At 69.3% G+C, this 20972-nt stretch carries 18 protein-coding genes and 1 riboswitch; all 18 genes read left to right on the plus strand.

The genetic code is table 11. The features are described from left to right. Positions 1-28 precede the first annotated feature (28 nt). Positions 29-2059, plus strand: a complete 2031-nt coding sequence (locus SCNU_RS04420; protein ID WP_009678157.1) for a primosomal protein N' — start codon at positions 29-31, stop codon at positions 2057-2059. A 1-nt stretch (position 2060) separates the two neighbouring features. Next, complete coding sequence (gene fmt / locus SCNU_RS04425; RefSeq protein WP_009678158.1) at positions 2061-3002, plus strand: methionyl-tRNA formyltransferase; 942 nt, start codon at positions 2061-2063, stop codon at positions 3000-3002. Beyond that, positions 2999-4441, plus strand: a complete 1443-nt coding sequence (locus tag SCNU_RS04430) for an RsmB/NOP family class I SAM-dependent RNA methyltransferase (protein ID WP_009678159.1) — start codon at positions 2999-3001, stop codon at positions 4439-4441. Before fmt ends, SCNU_RS04430 begins: the two co-directional genes overlap by 4 nt. Before the next feature lie 26 nt (positions 4442-4467). Next, positions 4468-5172 (plus strand): ribulose-phosphate 3-epimerase, encoded by a 705-nt coding sequence (gene rpe, locus SCNU_RS04435; RefSeq protein WP_009678160.1) that lies wholly within the window; start codon positions 4468-4470, stop codon positions 5170-5172. 31 nt (positions 5173-5203) lie between these two features. Then, positions 5204-6196 (plus strand): bifunctional diaminohydroxyphosphoribosylaminopyrimidine deaminase/5-amino-6-(5-phosphoribosylamino)uracil reductase RibD, encoded by a 993-nt coding sequence (gene ribD / locus SCNU_RS04440; protein ID WP_040517725.1) that lies wholly within the window; start codon positions 5204-5206, stop codon positions 6194-6196. A gap of 117 nt (positions 6197-6313) precedes the next feature. After that, positions 6314-6467: riboswitch (FMN riboswitch) on the plus strand. A gap of 55 nt (positions 6468-6522) precedes the next feature. Next, the gene (locus tag SCNU_RS04445; RefSeq protein WP_009678162.1) at positions 6523-7167 is read left to right on the plus strand and encodes a riboflavin synthase; all 645 of its coding nucleotides are present in this window, start codon (positions 6523-6525) and stop codon (positions 7165-7167) included. After that, complete coding sequence (locus tag SCNU_RS04450) at positions 7160-8455, plus strand: bifunctional 3,4-dihydroxy-2-butanone-4-phosphate synthase/GTP cyclohydrolase II (protein ID WP_009678163.1); 1296 nt, start codon at positions 7160-7162, stop codon at positions 8453-8455. The genes SCNU_RS04445 and SCNU_RS04450 overlap by 8 nt, the downstream gene beginning before the upstream one ends. Then, entirely contained in the window at positions 8452-8922 is a 471-nt protein-coding gene (gene ribH, locus SCNU_RS04455; protein ID WP_009678164.1) for a 6,7-dimethyl-8-ribityllumazine synthase, read from the plus strand. Before SCNU_RS04450 ends, ribH begins: the two co-directional genes overlap by 4 nt. Beyond that, on the plus strand, positions 8919-9407 hold the full coding sequence (locus SCNU_RS04460; protein WP_009678165.1) for a PH domain-containing protein: 489 nt from the start codon (positions 8919-8921) through the stop codon (positions 9405-9407). Before ribH ends, SCNU_RS04460 begins: the two co-directional genes overlap by 4 nt. A gap of 51 nt (positions 9408-9458) precedes the next feature. Then, a complete protein-coding gene (uvrC, locus tag SCNU_RS04465) occupies positions 9459-11504 on the plus strand; it encodes an excinuclease ABC subunit UvrC (RefSeq protein WP_009678166.1) in 2046 nt (681 codons plus the stop codon). Continuing rightward, the gene (gene rapZ / locus SCNU_RS04470) at positions 11497-12393 is read left to right on the plus strand and encodes an RNase adapter RapZ (RefSeq protein ID WP_009678167.1); all 897 of its coding nucleotides are present in this window, start codon (positions 11497-11499) and stop codon (positions 12391-12393) included. The genes uvrC and rapZ overlap by 8 nt, the downstream gene beginning before the upstream one ends. After that, positions 12390-13421 (plus strand): gluconeogenesis factor YvcK family protein, encoded by a 1032-nt coding sequence (locus SCNU_RS04475; RefSeq protein WP_009678168.1) that lies wholly within the window; start codon positions 12390-12392, stop codon positions 13419-13421. The genes rapZ and SCNU_RS04475 overlap by 4 nt, the downstream gene beginning before the upstream one ends. A 111-nt stretch (positions 13422-13532) precedes the next feature. Continuing rightward, entirely contained in the window at positions 13533-14516 is a 984-nt protein-coding gene (gene whiA, locus SCNU_RS04480; RefSeq protein ID WP_040517634.1) for a DNA-binding protein WhiA, read from the plus strand. Between the two features lie 167 nt (positions 14517-14683). Continuing rightward, positions 14684-15703: a type I glyceraldehyde-3-phosphate dehydrogenase gene (gene gap, locus SCNU_RS04485; protein WP_009678170.1), complete on the plus strand. Its 1020-nt coding sequence runs from the start codon at positions 14684-14686 to the stop codon at positions 15701-15703. 5 nt (positions 15704-15708) lie between these two features. Beyond that, positions 15709-16926 carry a phosphoglycerate kinase gene (locus SCNU_RS04490; RefSeq protein ID WP_009678171.1) on the plus strand — a complete coding sequence of 406 codons (1218 nt, stop codon included), beginning with the start codon at positions 15709-15711 and terminating at the stop codon, positions 16924-16926. Then, positions 16923-17708 carry a triose-phosphate isomerase gene (gene tpiA, locus SCNU_RS04495; protein WP_009678172.1) on the plus strand — a complete coding sequence of 262 codons (786 nt, stop codon included), beginning with the start codon at positions 16923-16925 and terminating at the stop codon, positions 17706-17708. Before SCNU_RS04490 ends, tpiA begins: the two co-directional genes overlap by 4 nt. Before the next feature lie 125 nt (positions 17709-17833). Beyond that, a complete protein-coding gene (gene secG / locus SCNU_RS04500) occupies positions 17834-18067 on the plus strand; it encodes a preprotein translocase subunit SecG (protein ID WP_009678173.1) in 234 nt (77 codons plus the stop codon). Positions 18068-18116: 49 nt separating this feature from the next. Continuing rightward, positions 18117-20966, plus strand: coding sequence for a phosphoenolpyruvate carboxylase (gene ppc / locus SCNU_RS04505; protein ID WP_009678174.1), 2850 nt, complete (start codon positions 18117-18119; stop codon positions 20964-20966). The last annotated feature ends 6 nt before the right edge of the window (positions 20967-20972 follow it).

Raw genomic sequence — 20972 nt, forward strand, 5'->3', positions numbered from 1 at the left:
CGCCACCGCGCCTCGATACCCTCGACACGTGACAACCGAGACCGAGCAGACGGCGGCGAAGCCTCCGCGCAATCAGCGGGTCGCTGCAGCGCAGCGGCCCGTTGCTCGCGTCCTGCCGATGCTCGGTCTGGCTCATCTCGACCGCCCGTTCGATTATCTGGTGGACGCCAAGCTCGACGACGACGCACAGCCGGGAGTCCGCGTGCGAGTGCGTTTCGCCGGGCGGCTGGTCGACGGCTATCTGCTCGAACGTCTGGACCGCAGTGAGCACGACGGCAAGCTTGCCTGGCTCGACCGTGTGGTCTCACCCGAGCAGGTGCTGACGCCGGAGCTCGCGACGCTGTGCCGGGCGGTCGCGGATCGATACGCGGGCACGATGGCCGACGTGTTGCGGCTCGCGATTCCGCCGCGGCACGCTCGGGTGGAGAAGGAAGCAGTCAGTCACGACGTCGCCCGCGCGATCGTCGTGCCGGACCGGACCGGTTGGGACGTCTACGACTCCGGTCAGTCGTTCATCGACGGGGCGGCCGGTGGCGGCCATCCGCGCGCGTGCTGGCAGGCCCTGCCGGGCGAGGACGTCGCGGCTAGGCTCGCCGAACTCGCGGCGTCCGTCGCGGCCGCCGGACGGGGCGTGGTGATCGTCGTACCCGATCAACGCGACCTCGACCGGCTGGAGGCGGCGTGCACGCCGCTGCTCGGCGACGCGTGCGTCTCACTGGTCGCCGGTCTCGGACCGACGGCGCGATATCGGCGCTGGCTCGCAGTGCTGCGGGGGCAGGCGCGAGTCGTGATCGGGACGCGGAGCGCGGTCTTCGCGCCGGTGTCCGATCTCGGTCTGGTGGTGGTCTTCGACGACGGCGACGACAGCCTGGACGAGCCGCGGTCGCCGTATCCCCATCCGCGAGAGGTCGGAGTGCTGCGGGCGCACGGCACCGGTGCGGCGCTCCTGATCGGCGGTCATTCGCGAACCGCGGAGGCACAGGCGCTGGTCGAGTCCGGGTGGGCGTTCGACGTCGTCGCGCCGCGGGCCGCGGTCCGGGCGGCGATGCCGAGGATCGACGGACTGTCCGACGAGGATCGGCGCGTCGCGAACGATCCGATGGCCCGCTCGGCGCGGGTTCCGGCCATCGCTTTCGATGCGGCGAGGAAGGCGCTCGCGGCCGATCAGGCCGTGCTGTTCAGCGTTCCGAGACGCGGGTACCTGCCATCCGTCGCGTGCGCTCGCTGCCGGGCGCACGTCCGTTGCCGGGCGTGCAACGGCCCGCTGCAGATGAACGACCGCGGCGATCTGGCCTGCCGCTGGTGCGGCCGGCCGGAGAACCGGTTCGTCTGTCCGGCGTGCGCGGGGACGGCGGTTCGAGCGCTGATGGTCGGGGACCGGCGAACCGCTGAGGAGCTCGGTCGTGCGTTCCGGGGCGTGCCGATCGTGACGTCGTCCGGGGACAAGATCGTCGACGAGGTGCCCGCCGGGGCCCGCGTGGTGATTGCGACGCCGGGGGCGGCGCCGCACGCACCCGGTGGCTACGGTGCCGCGGTGGTGCTCGACACCTGGGCGCAACTCGACCGCGAGGACCTGCGGGCCGCGGAGGAGGCGGTCCGGGCCTGGATGGCCGTCGGGACTCTCGTGCGATCACGCGAGGACGGCGGTCGGATGGTGATCGTCGCCGATGCGTCGGAGTCGCCCGTGCAAGCGCTCATCCGTTGGGACCCAGTCGGTTTCGCCGCCATCGAGCTGAGTCACCGGCTGGAGTTGAAGTTCCCGCCCGCGGTGACGATGGCATCGGTCGACGGTCCGCCGGCCGCGGTCGCCGCCTTCCTCGACCTGCTCGACATGCCGCCCGGCGCCGAGACCCTCGGACCCGTGCCCCTGCCTGCGGGGGTGCGCAGACCGGCCGGCCTGGACGACTCCGGACCGGCCGATCGCATGCTGCTGCGCACGCCCCGGGTGGCCGGCCGGGCACTCGCGGAGGCCCTGCGGGCGGCACAGGCGTTGCGCAACGCACGCCACGACGACACCGCGGGCATCAGGGTCCAGGTGGATCCCCCTACGATTGGTTGACATGAGGCTGGTGTTCGCAGGCACGCCCGAGGTGGCGGTGCCGACCCTGCAGGAGTTGCTCGACTCACCCGACCACGAGGTGGTCGGTGTGGTGACCCGTCCGGACACGACCGCGGGGCGTGGCCGGCGCGTGGTGCGGTCGGAGGTCGGGACGCTGGCCGACGAGCGCGGCATCGAGGTGATCACTCCCGGCCGTATGTCGGACCCGGAGGTCGCGGAGGCGTTGTCGCGCTGGAATCCCGACCTCGGTGTGGTGGTCGCGTACGGCGGCCTGATCCCGCAGTCGGTGCTGGACCTGCTGCCGCACGGCTGGGTGAACCTGCACTTCTCGGTGCTTCCGGCCTGGCGCGGTGCGGCTCCGGTCCAGGCGGCGATCGCGGCGGGCGACGAGATCACCGGCGCCAGCGTCTTCGAACTCGAGGCGGGCCTCGATACCGGTCCGGTGTACGGCACGCTCACCGAACGCATCCGCGGCACCGACACGGCGGGCGATCTCCTTGCGCGGCTGGCCGTCTCGGGTGCCGGGCTGCTTCGCGCCGTCGTCGACGGGATCCAGGCGGGGGAGTTGGCTCCGGTGCCGCAGGATGCCGACGGTGTCTCCCATGCGGCCAAGATCACCTCCGACGACGCACGGGTTCGCTGGGATCTGCCGTCGCACATCATCGATCGCACGATCCGGGCCCACACCCCGGCGCCGGGGGCGTGGACCACGCTCGGTGACGCACGGATCAAACTCGGTCCGGTGACGCCCGCGGACGGTGACGATCTCGTGCCGTCCGGACTCGGCCCGGGAGCACTCGGCGTGACCAAGAAGGCGGTTTTCGTGGGAACCGGATCCGGGGCGGTCCGGCTGAGTACGGTGCAGGCACCCGGTAAGAAGTCGATGAACGCGGCGGACTGGGCGCGAGGCAGCCGATTCGACGGAACGGAGAACTTCCGATGACCACTTCCGGCGATCGACGAGGCGGACGACGCGACAGCGGCCGACGGGAGGACCGACGGGGCGACGCCGAGCGGAAGTACCGCGACAAGGACATCGACCCGGCGCGGATCGTGGCGCGCGACGTGCTCCGCGCGGTCCGGGAGCGCGACGCCTACGCGAACCTGCTGCTGCCGAAACTGCTTCGTGAACGCAAGATCTCGGGGCGGGACGCGGGGCTGGCGACCGAACTGACCTATGGCACCGCGCGGTCGATGGGATTCCTGGACGCGGTGATCTCCGCCGCGGCCGGACGCCCTGCGGCGGAGATCGACGGCCCGCTGCTCGATGTTCTGCGGCTCGGCGCCTACCAGCTGCTGCGGACGCGGATCGGCTCGCACGCCGCGGTGTCGACGTCGGTCGACATCGCCCGCAGTGAGAACGGGATGGGGCCGTCGGGTTTCGTGAACGCCGTGCTGCGCAAGGTGTCCCAGCGCGACGAGCAGCTCTGGATCGACGAGCTGGCGCCGTCGATGATGGACGACCGGATCGGGAATCTGGCCTTCACCTACGCGCATCCGCGGTGGATCGGCGAAGTCTTCTACGAGGCGCTCGACCGGTCGACGGGCGAGTTGCAGGCGGCTCTGGCCGCCGACGACGAGCGGCCGATCGTGCACCTGGTGGCCCGTCCGGGGCAGATCACCGCCGAGGAGCTGGCGCTCATCAGCGGCGGCGAGGAGGGCCGGTACTCGCCGTACTGCGTGTACCTCCCGGAGGGGGACCCCGGTCAGCTCGACGCGGTCCGAGAGGGCTTCGCCGGCGTGCAGGACGAAGGCAGCCAGCTGGTGGCGATCGCGCTGACCAGGGCCGACGTCGGCGCCGACACCGGCCGCTGGCTCGACCTCTGCGCGGGTCCGGGCGGCAAGGCGGCCCTTCTCGGCTCGCTTGCGGACGTCGAAGGCGCTCACGTGGACGCCGTCGAGATCTCCGACCACCGTGCGAAGCTGATCGAGAAGGTCGTCGACGGGCTGCCGGTGGACGTCCGTGTCGCCGACGGCCGCGCATCGGGACTCGAGCCCGGATTCGACCGCGTGCTCGTCGACGCGCCCTGCTCCGGGCTCGGTTCCCTGCGCAGGCGCCCCGAGGCGCGCTGGCGTCGCCGGCCGGAGGACGTTCCGGCGCTCGTGGAGCTGCAGAAGCAACTGCTCGCCGAGGCCTTGCGGCTGGTCCGTCCGGGTGGAGTCGTCGTGTACTCGACGTGCTCGCCGCATCGCGCCGAGACGGTCGAGGTCGTCGACGCGGTGCTGTCCGAGGTCTCGGGGATCACCCGGGTCGACGCGCGGCCGCTGGTGGCGGGCGACGTCTTCGACGCCGACTCGCTCGGACCCGGACCGCACGTGCAGCTCTGGCCCCACCGTCAGGACACCGACGCGATGTTCCTGGCCGCGCTGCGAAAGGACTGACCGGGGAGTCTCGTAGACTCCTCTGCATGTGCAACCCCGGCCGTCCGGCACCGATGATCGCCCCGTCCATCCTGTCCGCGGATTTCGCGAACCTGGCCGCCGAGGTCGCGGCCGTGGGTCCGTCCGACGTCGACCCCGGCGTCGACTGGGTGCACGTCGACGTGATGGACAACCACTTCGTGCCGAACCTGACGCTCGGCATGCCGGTGGTCGAGAGCCTGCTGAAGGCCACCGACATTCCGCTCGACTGCCATCTGATGATCGAGGATCCGGGGCGCTGGGCGCCGCCGTACGCCGAAGCGGGTGCGTACAACGTGACGTTCCACGCCGAAGCCACCGACGATCCGACCGCCGTCGCCCGCGACATCCGGGCGGCGGGCGGTAAAGCGGGTCTGGCGATCAAGCCGGGGACACCGCTCGAGCCGTATCTGGAGATCCTGCAGGACTTCGACACCCTCCTGGTGATGAGCGTGGAGCCCGGGTTCGGCGGCCAGAAGTTCATGCCGGAGGTCCTCGACAAGGTCCGGATCATCCGGAAGAAGATCGACAGCGGTGATCTGCGCCTGCTCGTCGAGATCGACGGCGGCATCAGCGACTCGACCATCGAAGAGGCCGCGGAGGCCGGAGTGGACTGCTTCGTGGCGGGTTCCGCCGTCTACGGCGGCGACGACCCGGCCGCCCGCGTCGCCGAACTGCGGCGCAAGGCGACACTGGTCCGCGAGGGACGGTAGCGACTTGACCGACACCGCGATCGTTGCGGCGATGAGGCGCGCGATCGCCGAATCCGAAGCGGCACAAGGGTTCACCACGCCCAACCCGCCGGTCGGCGCGGTCGTGCTCGACGCCGACGGCGAGATCGCGGGCGTCGGCCGCACCCAACCGCCGGGCGGCCCGCACGCCGAGGTGATGGCCCTGCGCGCCGCGGGCGAGCGAGCGCGCGGCGGCACCGCCGTGGTCACGCTGGAACCCTGCGATCACACCGGACGGACCGGCCCGTGCACGCAGGCGCTGCTGTCCGCCGGAATCGCCGACGTCCACTTCGCGGTCGCCGACCCGAATCCGGATGCCGCCGGCGGGGCGCAGACGCTGCGCGCCGCGGGCGTCGACGTCCATCCCGGAGTGCTGGAGTCCGAGGCGCGGAGCGGTCCGCTGAAGTACTGGCTCTTCCGCCAGAAGACGGGCCGACCGTTCGTCACCGCGAAGATCGCCGCCACCGCCGACGGCCGCATCGCCGCACCGGACGGCAGCAGCCAGTGGATCACCGGCCCGCAGGCGCGCGAGCACGCGCACGAGGTGCGCGGGCGGCTCGACGCGATCGTCGTCGGAACGGGCACCGTCCTCGTCGACGATCCGTCGCTGACCGCTCGGCGGCCGGACGGCAGGCTGCTCGATCATCAGCCGACCCGTGTCGTCCTCGGACTGCGCGAGGTTCCCGCCGCCGCCCGCGTCCGGGACGGCTCCGCGCCGTTCGTCCACGTCGCGAGCCGAGATCCGCGGGCCGTGGTCGATGCGCTGCCGGACGCGCTGCACGTGCTCGTCGAGGGCGGACCCGAGGTGATCGGAGCCTTCCTGGCCGCCGGACTCGTGGACGAGATCCACGCCTACCTGGCTCCGACGATCCTGGGTGCGGGTCGCGCGGCGGTGTCCGATGAGTCGGTGGCGACGCTGGCGCAGGCCCATCGATTCCGCCGGTCGGGGTTGCTGGAGTTGGGCGAGGACATCCTGCTGATCCTGGAACCGCGGCGCTCGGTGTGACCGCGGCGGTGTTTCGCCCAACGTGCGCGGAAGCGTCGAAAGCGCGCTGACGTGGACCATCCCGTTGTCCGGGACAGCGGATACGCGGTGCGCTTGCCGCGCGTGCTAATTTCAATATTGAGTTCTCGGGGCGGGGTGAAAGTCCCCACCGGCGGTGATGCCCTCGTTGAGAGGGATGAGCCCGCGAGCGCCTCTGCGACAGCAGGGGGACGAGCAGACTCCGGTGCGATTCCGGGGCCGACGGTCACAGTCCGGATACGAGAGAATGGCAGTGCGGCGCCGTGCCGCGGGCTGCCTCTCCCGAGCGCACCTGCAAAGGAGAGACGGTGTTCACGGGAATCGTGGAGGAGCGCGGCGAAGTCACCGCGCGCGACGACCTCACTGAGGCCGCGCGTTTTCGGATTCGTGGTCCGCTGGTGACCAGCGATGCCTCATTCGGCGACTCGATCGCCGTCAACGGCGTATGTCTCACGGTGACCGAGCTCGGTGAGGGCGAGTTCACCGTCGACGTGATGGCCGAGACCCTCGAGCGCAGTTCGCTCGACCGGCTGGGACCCGGCGCCAGCGTCAATCTGGAACGGGCCATGGCGGCGGGCGGCCGATTCGGCGGACACATCGTTCAGGGCCACGTCGACGGAGTCGGCGTCATCGCCTCGGTGTCGCCGAGCGAGAACTGGACGGTCGTCCGCGTCCAGCTCCCCGCCCAGCTGTCCCGGTACGTGGTGGAGAAGGGATCGATCACCATCGACGGGATCTCCCTGACCGTCTCCGCGATCGGCTCCGACCGGGAATACGGAGACTGGCTGGAAGTGTCTCTCATACCGACGACCCTCGCCGAGACCAATCTCGGAGACGCCGCGGCCGGGGTGCGCGTGAACTTGGAAGTCGATGTCATCGCGAAGTACGTCGAGCGCCTGACCGGTGCCGGGCTGCCCGCGAACAGTGGTGTGGAAGGTGAGCCCAATGAGTGAGATCCGCAGCAGCCAGGCCGAAGGCGGCGTGGCGTTCGACACCGTCGAGCGGGCGATCGCCGACATCGCGGCGGGCAAGGCCGTCGTCGTGGTCGACGACGAGGACCGCGAGAACGAGGGCGACCTGATCTTCGCCGCCGAGAAGGCGACGCCGGAGCTGGTGGCCTTCATGGTCCGCTACACCTCGGGCTACCTGTGCGTCCCGCTGGCGGGTGACGATTGCGACCGGCTCGGACTGCCGCCGATGTACTCGGTGAACCAGGACAAGCACGGCACCGCGTACACGGTGACCGTCGACGCTCGTGAGGACATCGGCACCGGTATCAGCGCGGCCGACCGAGCGACGACGATGCGCAAGCTCGCCGACCCGGGATCCGAGGCGCACGACTTCACGCGACCCGGCCACGTGGTGCCGCTCCGGGCGAAGGAGGGCGGCGTGCTGCGGCGTCCCGGCCACACCGAGGCCGCCGTCGACCTGGCGACCGCTGCCGGACTGGCGCCCGCGGGCGTCATCTGCGAGATCGTCAGCCAGAAGGACCCCGGTCACATGGCCCGCACCGACGAACTGCGCGTCTTCGCCGACGAGCACGAGCTCGCGCTGATCTCGATCGCCGACTTGATCTCCTGGCGCAGGCACAACGAGAAGCACGTCGAGAAGGTCGCCGACGCCCGCATCCCCACCGAGTACGGCACGTTCCGCGCCGTCGGCTACCAGAGCCCGTACGACGACGCCGAGCACATCGCTCTGGTGATGGGCGACGTCGCCGAGAACGGCGACGACGTGCTGGTGCGCGTCCACTCCGAGTGCCTGACCGGCGACGTCTTCGGATCACTGCGGTGCGACTGCGGCCCGCAGCTGCAGGCCGCGATGGAGATGGTCGGACGCGAGGGCCGCGGCGTGGTGTTGTACATGCGCGGTCATGAGGGCCGCGGCATCGGCCTGATGCACAAGCTGCAGGCGTACCAGCTGCAGGACAGCGGCGCGGACACCGTCGACGCGAACCTGGAGCTCGGGCTGCCGGCCGACGCCCGCGACTACGGTCTCGGCGCGCAGATCCTGGTGGACCTGGGCGTGCGATCGATGCGGCTGCTGACCAACAATCCGGCCAAGCGGGTCGGTCTCGACGGCTACGGCCTCGAGATCGTCGACCGCGTGCCGATGCCGGTCCGCGCCAATGCCGAGAACCTGCGGTACCTGCGCACCAAGCGCGACCGGATGGGCCACGTGCTCGACGGCCTCGACGACATCCTGCCGGAGGCGGCGGGCGGAACTGGAGAAGGTGCATGAGCGGCGTCGGTGAGCCCACGCTCGACCTCGCGGACGCGAGCGGCCTGAGGGTCGCGATCGTGGCCTCGCAGTGGCACGAGACCATCTGCACCGCGCTGCTCGACGGTGCGAAGCGTGCGGCGTCGAAGAACGGCGTCGGCAGTCCGACGGTGGTCCAGGTGGCCGGCGCGATCGAACTGCCGGTGATCGCGCAGGCACTGGCGCGGACCCACGACGCGGTCGTGGCGCTCGGCGTCGTGATCAAGGGCGAGACTCCGCATTTCGAGTACGTCTGCGATGCGGTGACCGCCGGTCTGACCCGGGTCTCGCTCGACGAGTCGACTCCGGTGGGCAACGGCGTGCTGACCACTCTCAACGAGGCGCAGGCCCTCAATCGAGCCGGTCTGCCGGACTCGGCCGAGGACAAGGGAGCGCAGGCGATGACCGCGGCCCTCGCGTCGGCGTTGATCCTTCGGGGTCTGCAATGAGCGAAGCGGAGCCCGCTGCGGCCGAGGACGTCCCCCAGGATTGGGAGTACGTCTATCGGCCGCGCTGGATGCGCATCGCCGCCTGGGTGGCCGTCGGCGTGGTGATGGCCATCCACCTGACCTTCGGTCTGCTGCTCGACGTCTCGTACACGGGGGTGAACGTCGAGTGGTCGGACAAGTTCGCGCTGATCGGCGTCGGGGTACTCATCAGCTGCGTGATCCTGTTCCTCACCCGCGCGCGTCTCCGGTTGGGGCCATCGGGCGTCGGCGTGCTGAACCTGGTCTCGGAGCGGGTCTTCGCGTGGGACGAGGTACTCGGCATGGAGTATCCGGAGAAGGGTTTCTGCGCCCGGCTGCTGTTCCCGGGCGACGAGCACATCCCGGTGATGGCGGTGCAGGCGCGCGACGGCGATCTGGCCGTCGAGGCGATGAGCCGCTTCCGCGAGTTTCAGCAGAAGTACGCGGTCGCGCAGAACGCGGAGTGAGGCGGCGGAGTGCCGCGGCGGACTGTCCGATGCTCCGACTAGCCTGGAGCCGTGGCTGATCCTTCGACCTACCGCCCGGCTCCGGGCACCATTCCGACCGATCCCGGCGTGTACAAGTTCCGTGATCAGCACGGCCGCGTCATCTACGTCGGAAAGGCCAAGAGCCTTCGGCAACGTCTGACGTCGTATTTCGCCGACATCACCGGCCTGCATCCGCGCACGCGGCAGATGGTCACCACCGCCGCGTCGGTGGAGTGGACCGTGGTCGGGACCGAGGTCGAGGCGCTTCAGCTCGAGTACAACTGGATCAAGGAGTTCGATCCCCGGTTCAACGTCCGCTACCGGGACGACAAGAGCTATCCGATGCTCGCCGTGACGATGAACGAGGAGTACCCGCGCGTCTTCGTGTACCGCGGCGCCCGCCGTCCGGGCGTGCGCTACTTCGGGCCGTACGCCCACGCGTGGGCCATCCGCGAGACAGTGGATCTGCTGACCCGCGTGTTCGGGGTCCGCACCTGCTCGAAGGGGGTGTTCCGGCGCAGCGAGCAGATGGGCAGGCCGTGCCTCCTCGGGTACATCGACAAGTGCTCGGCGCCCTGCGTCGGACGGGTGTCGGCCGCCGAGCACCGGGCGATCGTCGAGGACTTCTGTGACTTCCTGGCCGGCCGCACCGACGGGCTGATCCGCAAGCTCGAACGCGAGATGAGTGATGCCGCAGAGGAATTGGACTTCGAACGGGCCGCACGACTCCGTGACGATGTGTCCGCGCTCCGCCGCGCGATGGAGAAGCAGGCGGTGGTCCTCGGCTCCGGCACCGATGCGGATGTGATCGCGATGGTCGGAGACGAGCTGGAGTGCTCGGTCAAGGTCTTCCACGTCCGCGACGGTCGTGTCCGCGGTGAGCGGGGCTGGGTGGTCGAGGTCCAGGAGAACGCTTCGCTGTCCGATCAGGTGGGCACCTTCCTCACCCAGTTCTACGGCGACGAGACCGATATGAGCTCCGGCATCCCGCGCGAGGTGCTCGTGCCCGCGCTGCCCGACGACGCGCCCGACGTCGAGAAGTGGCTCGCCGGGCGCCGTGGCGCGCACGTCAGTCTGCGCGTCCCGCAGCGGGGCGACAAACGCACCCTGATGACGACCGTGGAGCGCAACGCGACCGAGGCCCTGGCACGACACAAGCTGCAACGCGCGGGCGACCTCACGACGCGGTCGGCCGCCCTCACCGAGCTGCAGGACGCGCTGGGCCTCGACGTCGCGCCGTTGCGCATCGAGTGCATCGACATCTCGCACGTGCAGGGCACCGATGTGGTGGCCTCGCTCGTGGTCTTCGAGGACGGTCTCGCGCGGAAGTCCGACTACCGTCACTACTCGATCAAGGAGGCCGCGGGCGACGGGCGGTCGGACGACGTCGCCTCCATCGCGGAGGTCACCCGCCGGCGATTCCTTCGGCATCGGGACGGTGCCGCCGCCCCGCCGCCGGAGGACACGGTCCAGACCGGTTCGGCCGACAGCGGCTCGGGCGAGACCGCGCCGGACGACGACGCCACGTCGCGCAAGGCCAAGAAGTTCGCCTATCCGCCGAATCTGTTCGTCGTGGACGGCGGTGCGCCGCAGGCGCATGCCGCCGCGTCGGTGCTCGACGAGCTGGGCGTCACGGACGTGGCGGTGGTCGGTCTGGCGAAACGGCTCGAAGAGGTGTGGATTCCGGGTGATGATGAGCCGGTGATCCTGCCACGCAACAGCGAAGCCCTGTTCCTGTTGCAGCGGGTCCGGGACGAGGCGCACCGCTTCGCGATCACGTTCCATCGCAGCAAACGCAGCAAACGCATGACGGCCTCCGCGCTGGACGGGATCGCGGGACTGGGCGCGGGCCGACGGACCGCTCTCGTCACGCATTTCGGGTCGGTCGCGAAGCTGAAGCAGGCCACCGTCGAGGAGATCGGGGAGGTGAAGGGGATCGGCCCGGCCACGGCGCAAGCCGTGCACGAGGCGCTGAACCCCGACGTCCTGGATTCCGATGCCCTGGACTCCGATGCGGTGGCGGTGCCCGCTGGAGCGATCGACTCCGCCGACCGGAAGGAAGTGCCCCTTGACTGACACGGAGAACCGCACGACGGTGCTTTTCGTCACCGGCATGTCCGGAGCCGGACGCACGTCGGTGGCCAACGTCCTCGAGGACGACGGCTGGTACGTCAGCGACAACGTCCCGATGTCGCTGATCTCGCAGCTGGTCGAGATGGTCCGCAGCAGCGAGGTCGGCGAACAGCGGATCGCGATGGTGGTCCGCGGCGGCGACCCGTCGTTCGCCGCGGAGATGGCGGCCTTGCGACGCAGCCTGGAGGAGGGCGGTGCGTCGACGTCGATGATCTTCGTCGACGCCTCCGACGACGTCCTGGTCCGCCGGTTCGAGCAGGTTCGGCGTCGGCATCCGTTGCAGGGCAGCGGAACTCTCGGCGAGGGGATCGCAGCGGAGCGGGCGGTCATGGAGCCGGTGGCCAATCGTGCGGACCGGGTGATCGACACGTCGAATCTGAGCTCGACGCGACTGCGGTCGATCGTTGAGAACGTGTTCCCGCACGTCGCCGGGCGCAGGCTGTCGATCGCCGTGCAGTCGTTCGGATTCAAGTACGGCCTGCCGATCGACTGCGATCTGGTCGCCGACGTTCGCTTTCTGCCCAATCCCTTCTGGATCCCCGAGCTGCGTGAGCACAACGGCCGGGACCCTCAGGTGCGCGACTACGTGCTGGGGCAGGACGATGCGAGCGCGTTCCTGGAGCGTTATGTGGACCTCGTCGGCATCGTCGCCCGCGGCTATCTGCGGGAGGGCAAGGGCTATATGACCCTGGGCGTCGGCTGCACGGGCGGCAAGCATCGGAGCGTGGCGATGTCGGAGGATCTCGCGCGACGGCTGTCGGAGGTCGTCGACGCCGAGGGGAATCCGCTCTACGACGTCGAGGTGACGCACCGCGACCTGGGCAACGAATGACCGGGGACGACTCGGCAGCGGGATCCGGACCAGTCCTTCGTCCGATCGACGATCTGAAGGTCACCGCCCTCGGCGGTGGGCACGGACTGTTCAACACCCTGACGGCACTGCGTTTCCTGACCGCCGACGTGACCGCCGTGGTGACCGTCGCCGACGACGGCGGATCGTCGGGACGCCTGCGCGCCGAACTCGGACTGATACCGCCCGGCGACCTCCGCATGGCGCTCGCCGCGCTGATGGCGGCGCCGGCCGCGCTGGAGGCGCGCAGACGCGTGGACCCGGCGTCGGCGGCGCGTCACGAGCGCTGGGCGAGGATGCTGCAGCATCGGTTCGGCGGGTACGGGGCGCTGGCGGGACACCCGATCGGTAATCTCCTGCTGTCCGGCCTGAACGAGGTCACCGGTGATGTCGTCGAGGCGCTCGACGATCTGATCGACCTGTTCGACGTCGACGGCCGGGTGCTGCCGATGGCCCTCGTCCCGCTGGTCATCGAGGCCGACGTGTCCGGACTGGAGAAGGACCCGCGGGTGAGCCGGGTGATCCGCGGACAGGTCGCCGTCGCCACGACGCCGGGGAAACCGCGCCGGGTCCGATTGATCCCGGACTCGCCCGCCGGGTGCGCGGAGGCGGCCGCGGCGATCCTGGACGCCGACGTGGTGACCCTCGGTCCCGGCTCGTGGTTCTCCAGCGTCATCCCGCACGTGCTCGTTCCCGACCAGTTGGCGGCGCTGAGCGAGACCTCGGCGCGCAAGATGCTCTTCGTGAATCTGGCCGCCGAACCGGGGGAGACCACGGGATTCTCCGTCGAGCGGCATCTGCACGTGCTGCACGCGCATGCCCCGACCCTGCGCGTGGACGACGTCGTCGTCGACTCCGCGTCGGTCCCGGAAGGGCTTGAACGCGACCACCTGGAACGGGCAGCGGGACGATTCGGCGCCCAGCTCCGGGTGGCCGATCTCGCGGTGCCCGGCACAGCCACGCATGATCCGGTGAAAACAGCGGCGACCGTGGTGGGGCTGATCGACTGAGATGAGCGTCGGTAAGGTTGGAGCAGCAATTCTGACTTGCTCCCGGGACTCGATCGATTCGCGGGAGCGGTCGGCTCACGGGGGACATCAGGGGACGAGGAGGCTTGAACCGTGGCTATGACAGGGGCGGTCAAGGACGAGCTGAGCCGGTTGTCGGTGACGCAGATCAGCTGCCGCAAGGCGGAGGTGTCGGCGCTGCTGCGCTTCGCCGGGGGGATTCACATCGTCAGTGGTCGCGTGGTGGTCGAGGCCGAGGTGGACCTCGGCAACGTTGCGCGACGGCTGCGGTACGAGATCCACGGATTGTTCGGCTACAACGCCGAAGTGCACGTTCTGCGTTCGGGGGGAATGCGGAAAGGCGCACGGTACATCGTTCGCGTCACCAAGGACGGTGAGGCGCTGGCTCGGCAGACGGGTCTGCTGGACATGCGCGGTCGGCCGGTTCGGGGGCTGCCCGCCCAGGTGGTCGGCGGCAGCATCGGCGACGCGGAAGCGGCCTGGCGAGGGGCCTTCCTGGCGCACGGTTCGCTGACCGAACCGGGCCGGTCGTCGTCGCTCGAGGTCAGCTGCCCGGGTCCGGAGGCCGCGCTCGCGCTCGTCGGTGCCGCACGCAGACTCGGCATCTCGGCCAAGGCGCGCGAGGTCCGCGGCAGCGATCGCGTGGTGATCCGCGACGGCGAGGCGATCGGCGCGCTGCTCACCCGGATGGGCGCCCATGACACCCGCCTGGTGTGGGAGGAACGTCGGATGCGGCGCGAGGTGCGGGCCACGGCCAACCGGCTCGCCAATTTCGACGACGCCAACCTGCGACGCTCGGCGCGAGCCGCCGTCGCCGCTGCCGCGCGAGTGGAGCGGGCCCTGGAGATCCTCGGCGACGACGTGCCCGATCATCTGCTGTCCGCCGGACGACTCCGGGTGGAGCACCGACAGGCCTCGTTGGAGGAGCTCGGTCAGCTGGCCGATCCGCCGATGACGAAGGACGCGGTGGCCGGCCGGATCCGCAGACTGCTGTCGATGGCCGACAAGCGAGCGCGCACCGACGGGATTCCGGACACCGAGTCGGCGGTGACCGCCGAGCTTCTCGACGAGGCGTGAACCAGCCCGGAGCCGACTGCGCGGACTCCTCTGGCGGGCAGTGGTGACGAACACCCCAGTGCGGACGGGTGACCTTCCCGTGACCTCGCGCGCTGGGACTATTAGGCTGGGTGGGAGCGGGCCGGTATCGAACCACCGGCTCTACATCACCGCATAAGGAGCAACACGTGACTGTTCGGGTAGGCGTCAACGGCTTCGGCCGCATCGGCCGCAACTTCTTCCGCGCTGTGGACGCGCAGAAGGCGCTGGGTACCACCGACATCGAGATCGTCGCCGTCAACGACCTCACTGACAACGCCAGCCTGGCGCACCTGCTCAAGTACGACTCGATCCTCGGCCGCCTCCCGCACGACGTCTCGCTCGAGGGCGAGGACACCATCGTCGTCGGTGATCAGAAGATCAAGGCGCTGTCGCATCGCGGCCCGCTGTCCGAGCTTCCGTGGGGCGAGCTGGGCGTCGACGTCGTCGTCGAGTCGACCGGCATCTTCACCGACGCCGAGAAGGCCAAGGGTCACCTCGAGGCCGGCGCGAAGAAGGTCATCATCTCGGCTCCGGCCAAGGGTGAGGACATCACCATCGTGATGGGCGTCAACGACGACAAGTACGACGGCAGCCAGACGATCATCTCGAACGCCTCGTGCACCACGAACTGCCTCGGCCCGATCGCCAAGGTCCTCGACGACGAATTCGGCATCGTCAAGGGCCTGATGACCACGGTCCACGCCTACACCCAGGACCAGAACCTGCAGGACGGCCCGCACAGCGACCTGCGTCGCGCCCGCGCCGCCGCGCTGAACGTGGTCCCGACCGGCACCGGTGCGGCCAAGGCCATCGGCCTCGTCCTCCCGCAGCTGCTCGGCAAGCTCGACGGTTACGCACTGCGCGTGCCGATCCCGACCGGCTCGGTCACCGACCTCACCGCGAACCTGAAGAAGCCGGCCACCGCCGCCGAGATCAACGCCGCGATGAAGAAGGCCGCCGAGGGACCCCTCAAGGGCATCCTGAAGTACACCGAGGATCCGATCGTCTCGTCGGACATCGTCACCGACCCGCACTCGTCGATCTTCGACGCCGGGCTGACCAAGGTGATCGACGACCAGGTCAAGATCGTCTCCTGGTACGACAACGAGTGGGGTTACTCCAACCGCCTCGCCGACCTCATCGGACTCGTCGGGAAGTCGCTGTAAGAATCATGGCAGTTCGTACTCTGGAAGACCTTCTGGCCGACGGAGTCGAGGGTCGCGGCGTCCTGGTGCGCTCGGATCTGAACGTTCCGCTCGACGGCGGCGCGATCACCGATCCGGGACGCATCGTCGCGTCTGCTCCGACCATCGCGAAGCTCGTCGAGGCCGGCGCCAAGGTCATCGTGACCGCGCATCTGGGACGCCCGAAGGGCGAGCCCGATGCCGCACTCTCGCTGGCGCCGGTCGCCGCACGGTTGTCGGAGGAGCTGGGCCGCAACGTCCAGCTGGCAGGCGATGTGGTCGGCTCCGACGCTCTCGCACGTGCGGAGGGACTCACCGACGGTGACGTCCTCCTGCTCGAGAACATCCGTTTCGATCCCCGCGAGACCAGCAAGGACGACGCCGAGCGCACCAAGCTCGCCAGGGCACTCGTCGAGCTGGTCGGCGACGACGGCGCGTTCGTGTCCGACGGCTTCGGCGTCGTGCACCGCAAGCAGGCGTCGGTCTACGATGTCGCCAAGCTGTTGCCGTCGTACGCGGGCGACCTGGTGGCGACCGAGGTCGAGGTGCTGCGCAAGCTCACCTCCGACGTCGAGCGTCCGTACGCGGTCGTCCTCGGCGGCTCGAAGGTGTCGGACAAGCTCGGCGTCATCGAGGCACTCGCGCCCAAGGTCGACACCCTGGTGATCGGTGGCGGCATGGCCTTCACGTTCATCAAGGCGCAGGGCAGCCCGGTCGGCGACTCGCTGATGCAGGAAGACATGATCGGCACCTGCACGGACCTGCTCGAGAAGTTCGGCGACGTGATCCACCTGCCGCACGACATCGTCGTGGCGGACAAGTTCGCCGCCGACGCCGACACCAGCATCGCGATGACCGCCGACGGCTTCGACGCCGGCATGGGTCTGGACATCGGTCCGGGAACGGTCGAGCGTTTCGCGAACGTCCTGCGCGGCGCCAAGACGATCTTCTGGAACGGCCCGTCGGGCGTGTTCGAGTTCGAGAAGTTCGCCGAGGGCACCCGCGGTGTCGCCGAGGCGATCGTCGAGGCGACGAAGAACGGTGCGTACAGCGTCGTCGGCGGTGGCGACTCCGCCGCGGCCGTGCGTGCCCTGGGCATTCCGGACGAGGCGTTCTCGCACATCTCGACCGGCGGCGGCGCCTCCCTCGAGTACCTCGAGGGCAAGGAACTGCCCGGCCTCGCCGTACTGGGGGTGGAGCAGTGAGCCGCAAGCCGCTGATCGCGGGCAACTGGAAGTGCAACCTCAATCACTACGAGGCCATCGCACTGGTCCAGAAGATCTCGTTCGCCCTGCCGGAGAAGTACTTCGAGAAGGTCGACGTGACGGTGATCCCGCCGTTCACCGACATCCGCAGCGTGCAGACGATCGTCGACGGCGACAAGCTGCTGCTCACGTACGGTGCGCAGGACGTCTCCCAGCACGACTCCGGCGCGTACACCGGTGAGATCAGCGGTGCCTTCCTGGCCAAGCTGGGTTGCACCTTCGCCGTCGTCGGCCACTCCGAGCGGCGCACGCTGCACGGGGAGACCGACGAGGTGGTCCTGGCCAAGGCCAAGGCTGCGCTGCGCCACGACCTCACGCCGATCGTATGCATCGGCGAGGGGCTCGAGGTCCGCGAGGCGGGCGACCACGTCGCCTACAACGTCGCGCAGATCAAGGCCTCGCTGGCCGGCCTCTCGAAGGCGGAGATCGCGAAGGTCGTCGTCGCGTATGAGCCGGTGTGGGCCATCGGCACGGGCCGTGTGGCCAGTGCGGCCGACGCCCAGGAGGTCTGCGCGGCAGTCCGCGGCGCGCTCGTCGAACTGGCCGATCAGGAGACGGCCGACTCGGTGCGCGTGCTGTACGGCGGTTCGGTGAACGCGAAGAACGTCGGGGAGCTGATCGCTCAGGCCGACGTCGACGGCGCACTGGTCGGTGGCGCCTCGCTCAAGGCCGACGAGTTCGCGCAGCTGTCCGCGATCGCCGCGGGCGGTCCGTTGCTGTGACGCGCTGCGGGCGGATGCACTAGCGGCGTCCACCATCGCGTAGACTGTGGCAGGTTGCTTCCCGAACGGGACGCGACCTGCCACAGGCATATTCTCCAGGCTTCGACGAACAGGACCATCGACCCGTGACTATCGCGCTCGACATCGGCTTGATCATCACCAGTGTGCTGCTGATCGTTCTGGTTCTGCTGCATCGCGCCAAGGGTGGTGGCCTGTCCTCGCTGTTCGGCGGCGGCGTCCAGTCGAGCCTGTCCGGCTCCTCGGTGGTCGAGAAGAATCTGGACCGCCTGACGGTGTTCGTCGGTCTGGTCTGGGTCATCCTGATCATCGGCGTCGGCCTGGACATCAAGTACTCCTAGGAAGCGCATCCGCGTAGCTCGGCCCGTGTTGTCCGCGTAGGTTGGGCACATGGCTGCCGATCCCGAAGTTCTCGCCCGCGCCATCGCCACACCGATGGTCGAACGAATCAGCGTCGACGACACCGGCCGGGCGCTCACCGAGCCCCTTCGTGACGACATCCGATATCTGGGTGGTCTCCTCGGCGATGTGATCCGATCCCATGCGGGGGACGAGACGTTCGAGCTCGTCGAGAACTCGCGTCGAGACGCCTTCGGCATCCGATACGCCGACGTCACCCGCGACCAGCTCGCAGGCCGCTACACCGACCGCGAAGTCTCCGAGCTGATGCCGGTGATCCGGGCGTTCACCAATTTCGCGCTGCTCGCCAATCTCGCCGAAGATCTGCATCGCGAGCGGCGCCGCCGCATCCACCTGCGCGCAGGCGATCCGCCGCAGCCGTCGTCGCTGCAGGCCACGTTCGGCAGGCTCGCAGCGGCCGGACTCAGCGACGCGGACGTCGCCGAGGCGCTCCGCGCAGCCGAGGTGGTGCCGGTGATCACCGCGCACCCCACGGAGACTCGCAGGCGAAGCGTCTTCGACGCGCAGAACCGGATCACCGAACTCATGCGTGTACGTGCCCGCACCGAGTTGACGCCGGACGAGGACGCGCGCCTGTCCGACGACATCGCCCGGCAGATCGTGCTTCTCTGGCAGACCGCGCTGATCCGGCTGCGCAGACTCACCATCTCCGATGAGATCACGACCGGACTCCGGTACTACGGTGCCTCGTTCTTCGACGTCGTCCCGGCACTCAACAACGATGTGCGCGCGGCCCTGGTGAACGCCTATCCCGGCGCGGGCCTGGAGGACGTCTCGATGATCACCATGGGCTCGTGGATCGGCGGTGATCGTGATGGGAATCCGTACGTCACCGCGGAGGTCGTCACCGAAGCCGCATCGAGTGCGGCGGAGGCGGTGATGCGGCATCACTTGACCGAACTCGCCGCACTGCACCAGGAGCTGAGCCTGTCGGCCCGACTCTTCGGTCCGGTCACGCGGCCGCTGGCCGCACTCGGATCGGGATTCGCGCCACCCGGTGAACCGGGTGGGGTGGACGACGAGCCGTTCCGCTCGGCCGTCACAGCGGTCCGGTCGAGGGTCCTGGCGCGGGCACTGGTCACCCTGGGGGAGGACTTCATCGATCCGGCGGAGCGGTCGGCTGCGGAGTCATCGGCCCCATACGATGATGCGGCCGAGTTCCTCGCCGATCTCGATGTGATCGACGCGGGTCTGCGCGCGGCGAACGACGATTCGATCGCCGACGACCGTCTGGCAGCGCTGCGGGAAGCGGTGCGCACCTTCGGGTTCCATCTCTCCGGGCTCGACATGCGACAGAACTCGGAGACCCATGAGGAGGTGGTCGGCGAGTTGCTGGCGTGGGCCGGGGTGTGTGCGGACTACACCGGTCTGGACGAGACCGCGCGGATCGATCTGCTCACCGCCGAACTCGCGTCGCGTCGTCCGCTCACCTCGCCCGACGCCGAGCTGAGCGACCTGGCGGTGAAGGAACTCGGGGTGGTGCATGCCGCGGCGGGCGCGATCGACCGCTTCGGGTCTGCGGCGGTGCCGAACTACATCATCAGCATGTGTTCGTCGGTCTCCGACATGCTCGAGGCCCTGATCCTGCTGAAGGAGGCCGGTCTCTACCGTCCGGGCGCCGTCGATTCGTCCACCGGACCGACCTGCACTGTGCGAGTGGTGCCGCTGTTCGAGACCATCGAGGACCTCCGAGACGGTGCCGCCACGCTGACGGCGACGCTCTCGCTCGACTTCTATCGGGACCTCGTGCGGACGCAGGGGAACACCCAGGAGGTGATGCTCGGGTACTCGGACTCGAACAAGGACGGCGGGTATCTGGCGGCCAACTGGGCGCTGTACCGGGCCGAGCTCGATCTCGTGGCCGCGGCTCGCGAGACGGGTATCCGCCTCCGGCTCTTTCACGGGCGGGGCGGCACGGTGGGACGCGGCGGCGGTCCGAGCTACGACGCGATCCTCGCGCAGCCGCCGGGTGCGGTGCAGGGGTCGCTGCGACTGACCGAGCAGGGCGAGATCATCGCCGCCAAGTACGCCGAGCCGGTGAGCGCCCGGCGGAATCTGGAGTCGTTGCTCGCGGCGACCATCGAGTCATCGCTCCTCGACGTCGAAGGACTCGGTGACGATCCGGAGCAGGCGTACGCCGACTTCGACGAGCTGGCCGAGCTCGCCCGCGCGGCGTATGCGGCGCTGGTTCATGACACACCGGGTTTCGTCGAGTACTTCACGGCGTCGACGCCGCTGTCGGAGATCGGCGCGCTCAACATCGGCAGTCGGCCGACCTCACGGAAGCAGACCACCGCGATCTCCGACCTCCGCGCCATTCCCTGGGTGCTCTCGTGGACGCAGTGCCGCGTGATGTTGCCGGGCTGGTACGGCGTCGGCACTGCATTCGAGCAGTGGATCGGCGACGACGAGGCCCGGCTGGCGCAGCTGGCGTCGTACTACGAGAACTGGCCGTTCTTCCGGTCGGTGATGTCGAACATGGCTCAGGTGCTCGCGAAGTCCGACATGGGGCTGGCCTACCGGTACGCGGAGCTGGTGCCGGACGCGGATCTTCGGAACCGGGTTTTCTCGATGATCGTCGACGAGCACGAGCGGACCATCGCGATGTACGCGAAGATCACCGGAACCACCGATCTGCTCGCCGACAACGACGCGCTCAAGCGGTCGGTGTACAACCGGTTCCCGTACCTCGAACCGCTGAACCTGCTGCAGGTGGAGCTGCTGCGGCGCTTCCGTGCGGGGGAGGACTCGCCCTTGATCCGGCGAGCCATCCAACTCACGATGAACGGTCTCGCCACCGCGCTGCGCAACAGCGGTTAGCGTCGC

The organism is Gordonia neofelifaecis NRRL B-59395, assembly GCF_000192435.1.
GTDB lineage: Bacteria > Actinomycetota > Actinomycetes > Mycobacteriales > Mycobacteriaceae > Gordonia > Gordonia neofelifaecis.

Bases quoted from the DNA above. Each gene is read 5' to 3' on its own strand.
- fmt (WP_009678158.1), top strand. From the start codon at position 2,061: ATGAGGCTGGTGTTCGCAGGCACGCCCGAGGTGGCGGTGCCGACCCTG.
- ribD (WP_040517725.1), top strand. From the start codon at position 5,204: ATGAGGCGCGCGATCGCCGAATCCGAAGCGGCACAAGGGTTCACCACG.
- SCNU_RS04460 (WP_009678165.1), top strand. From the start codon at position 8,919: ATGAGCGAAGCGGAGCCCGCTGCGGCCGAGGACGTCCCCCAGGATTGG.
- ppc (WP_009678174.1), top strand. From the start codon at position 18,117: ATGGCTGCCGATCCCGAAGTTCTCGCCCGCGCCATCGCCACACCGATG.
- SCNU_RS04430 (WP_009678159.1), top strand. From the start codon at position 2,999: ATGACCACTTCCGGCGATCGACGAGGCGGACGACGCGACAGCGGCCGA.
- SCNU_RS04450 (WP_009678163.1), top strand. From the start codon at position 7,160: ATGAGTGAGATCCGCAGCAGCCAGGCCGAAGGCGGCGTGGCGTTCGAC.
- rpe (WP_009678160.1), top strand. From the start codon at position 4,468: ATGTGCAACCCCGGCCGTCCGGCACCGATGATCGCCCCGTCCATCCTG.
- ribH (WP_009678164.1), top strand. From the start codon at position 8,452: ATGAGCGGCGTCGGTGAGCCCACGCTCGACCTCGCGGACGCGAGCGGC.
- SCNU_RS04475 (WP_009678168.1), top strand. From the start codon at position 12,390: ATGACCGGGGACGACTCGGCAGCGGGATCCGGACCAGTCCTTCGTCCG.
- SCNU_RS04490 (WP_009678171.1), top strand. From the start codon at position 15,709: ATGGCAGTTCGTACTCTGGAAGACCTTCTGGCCGACGGAGTCGAGGGT.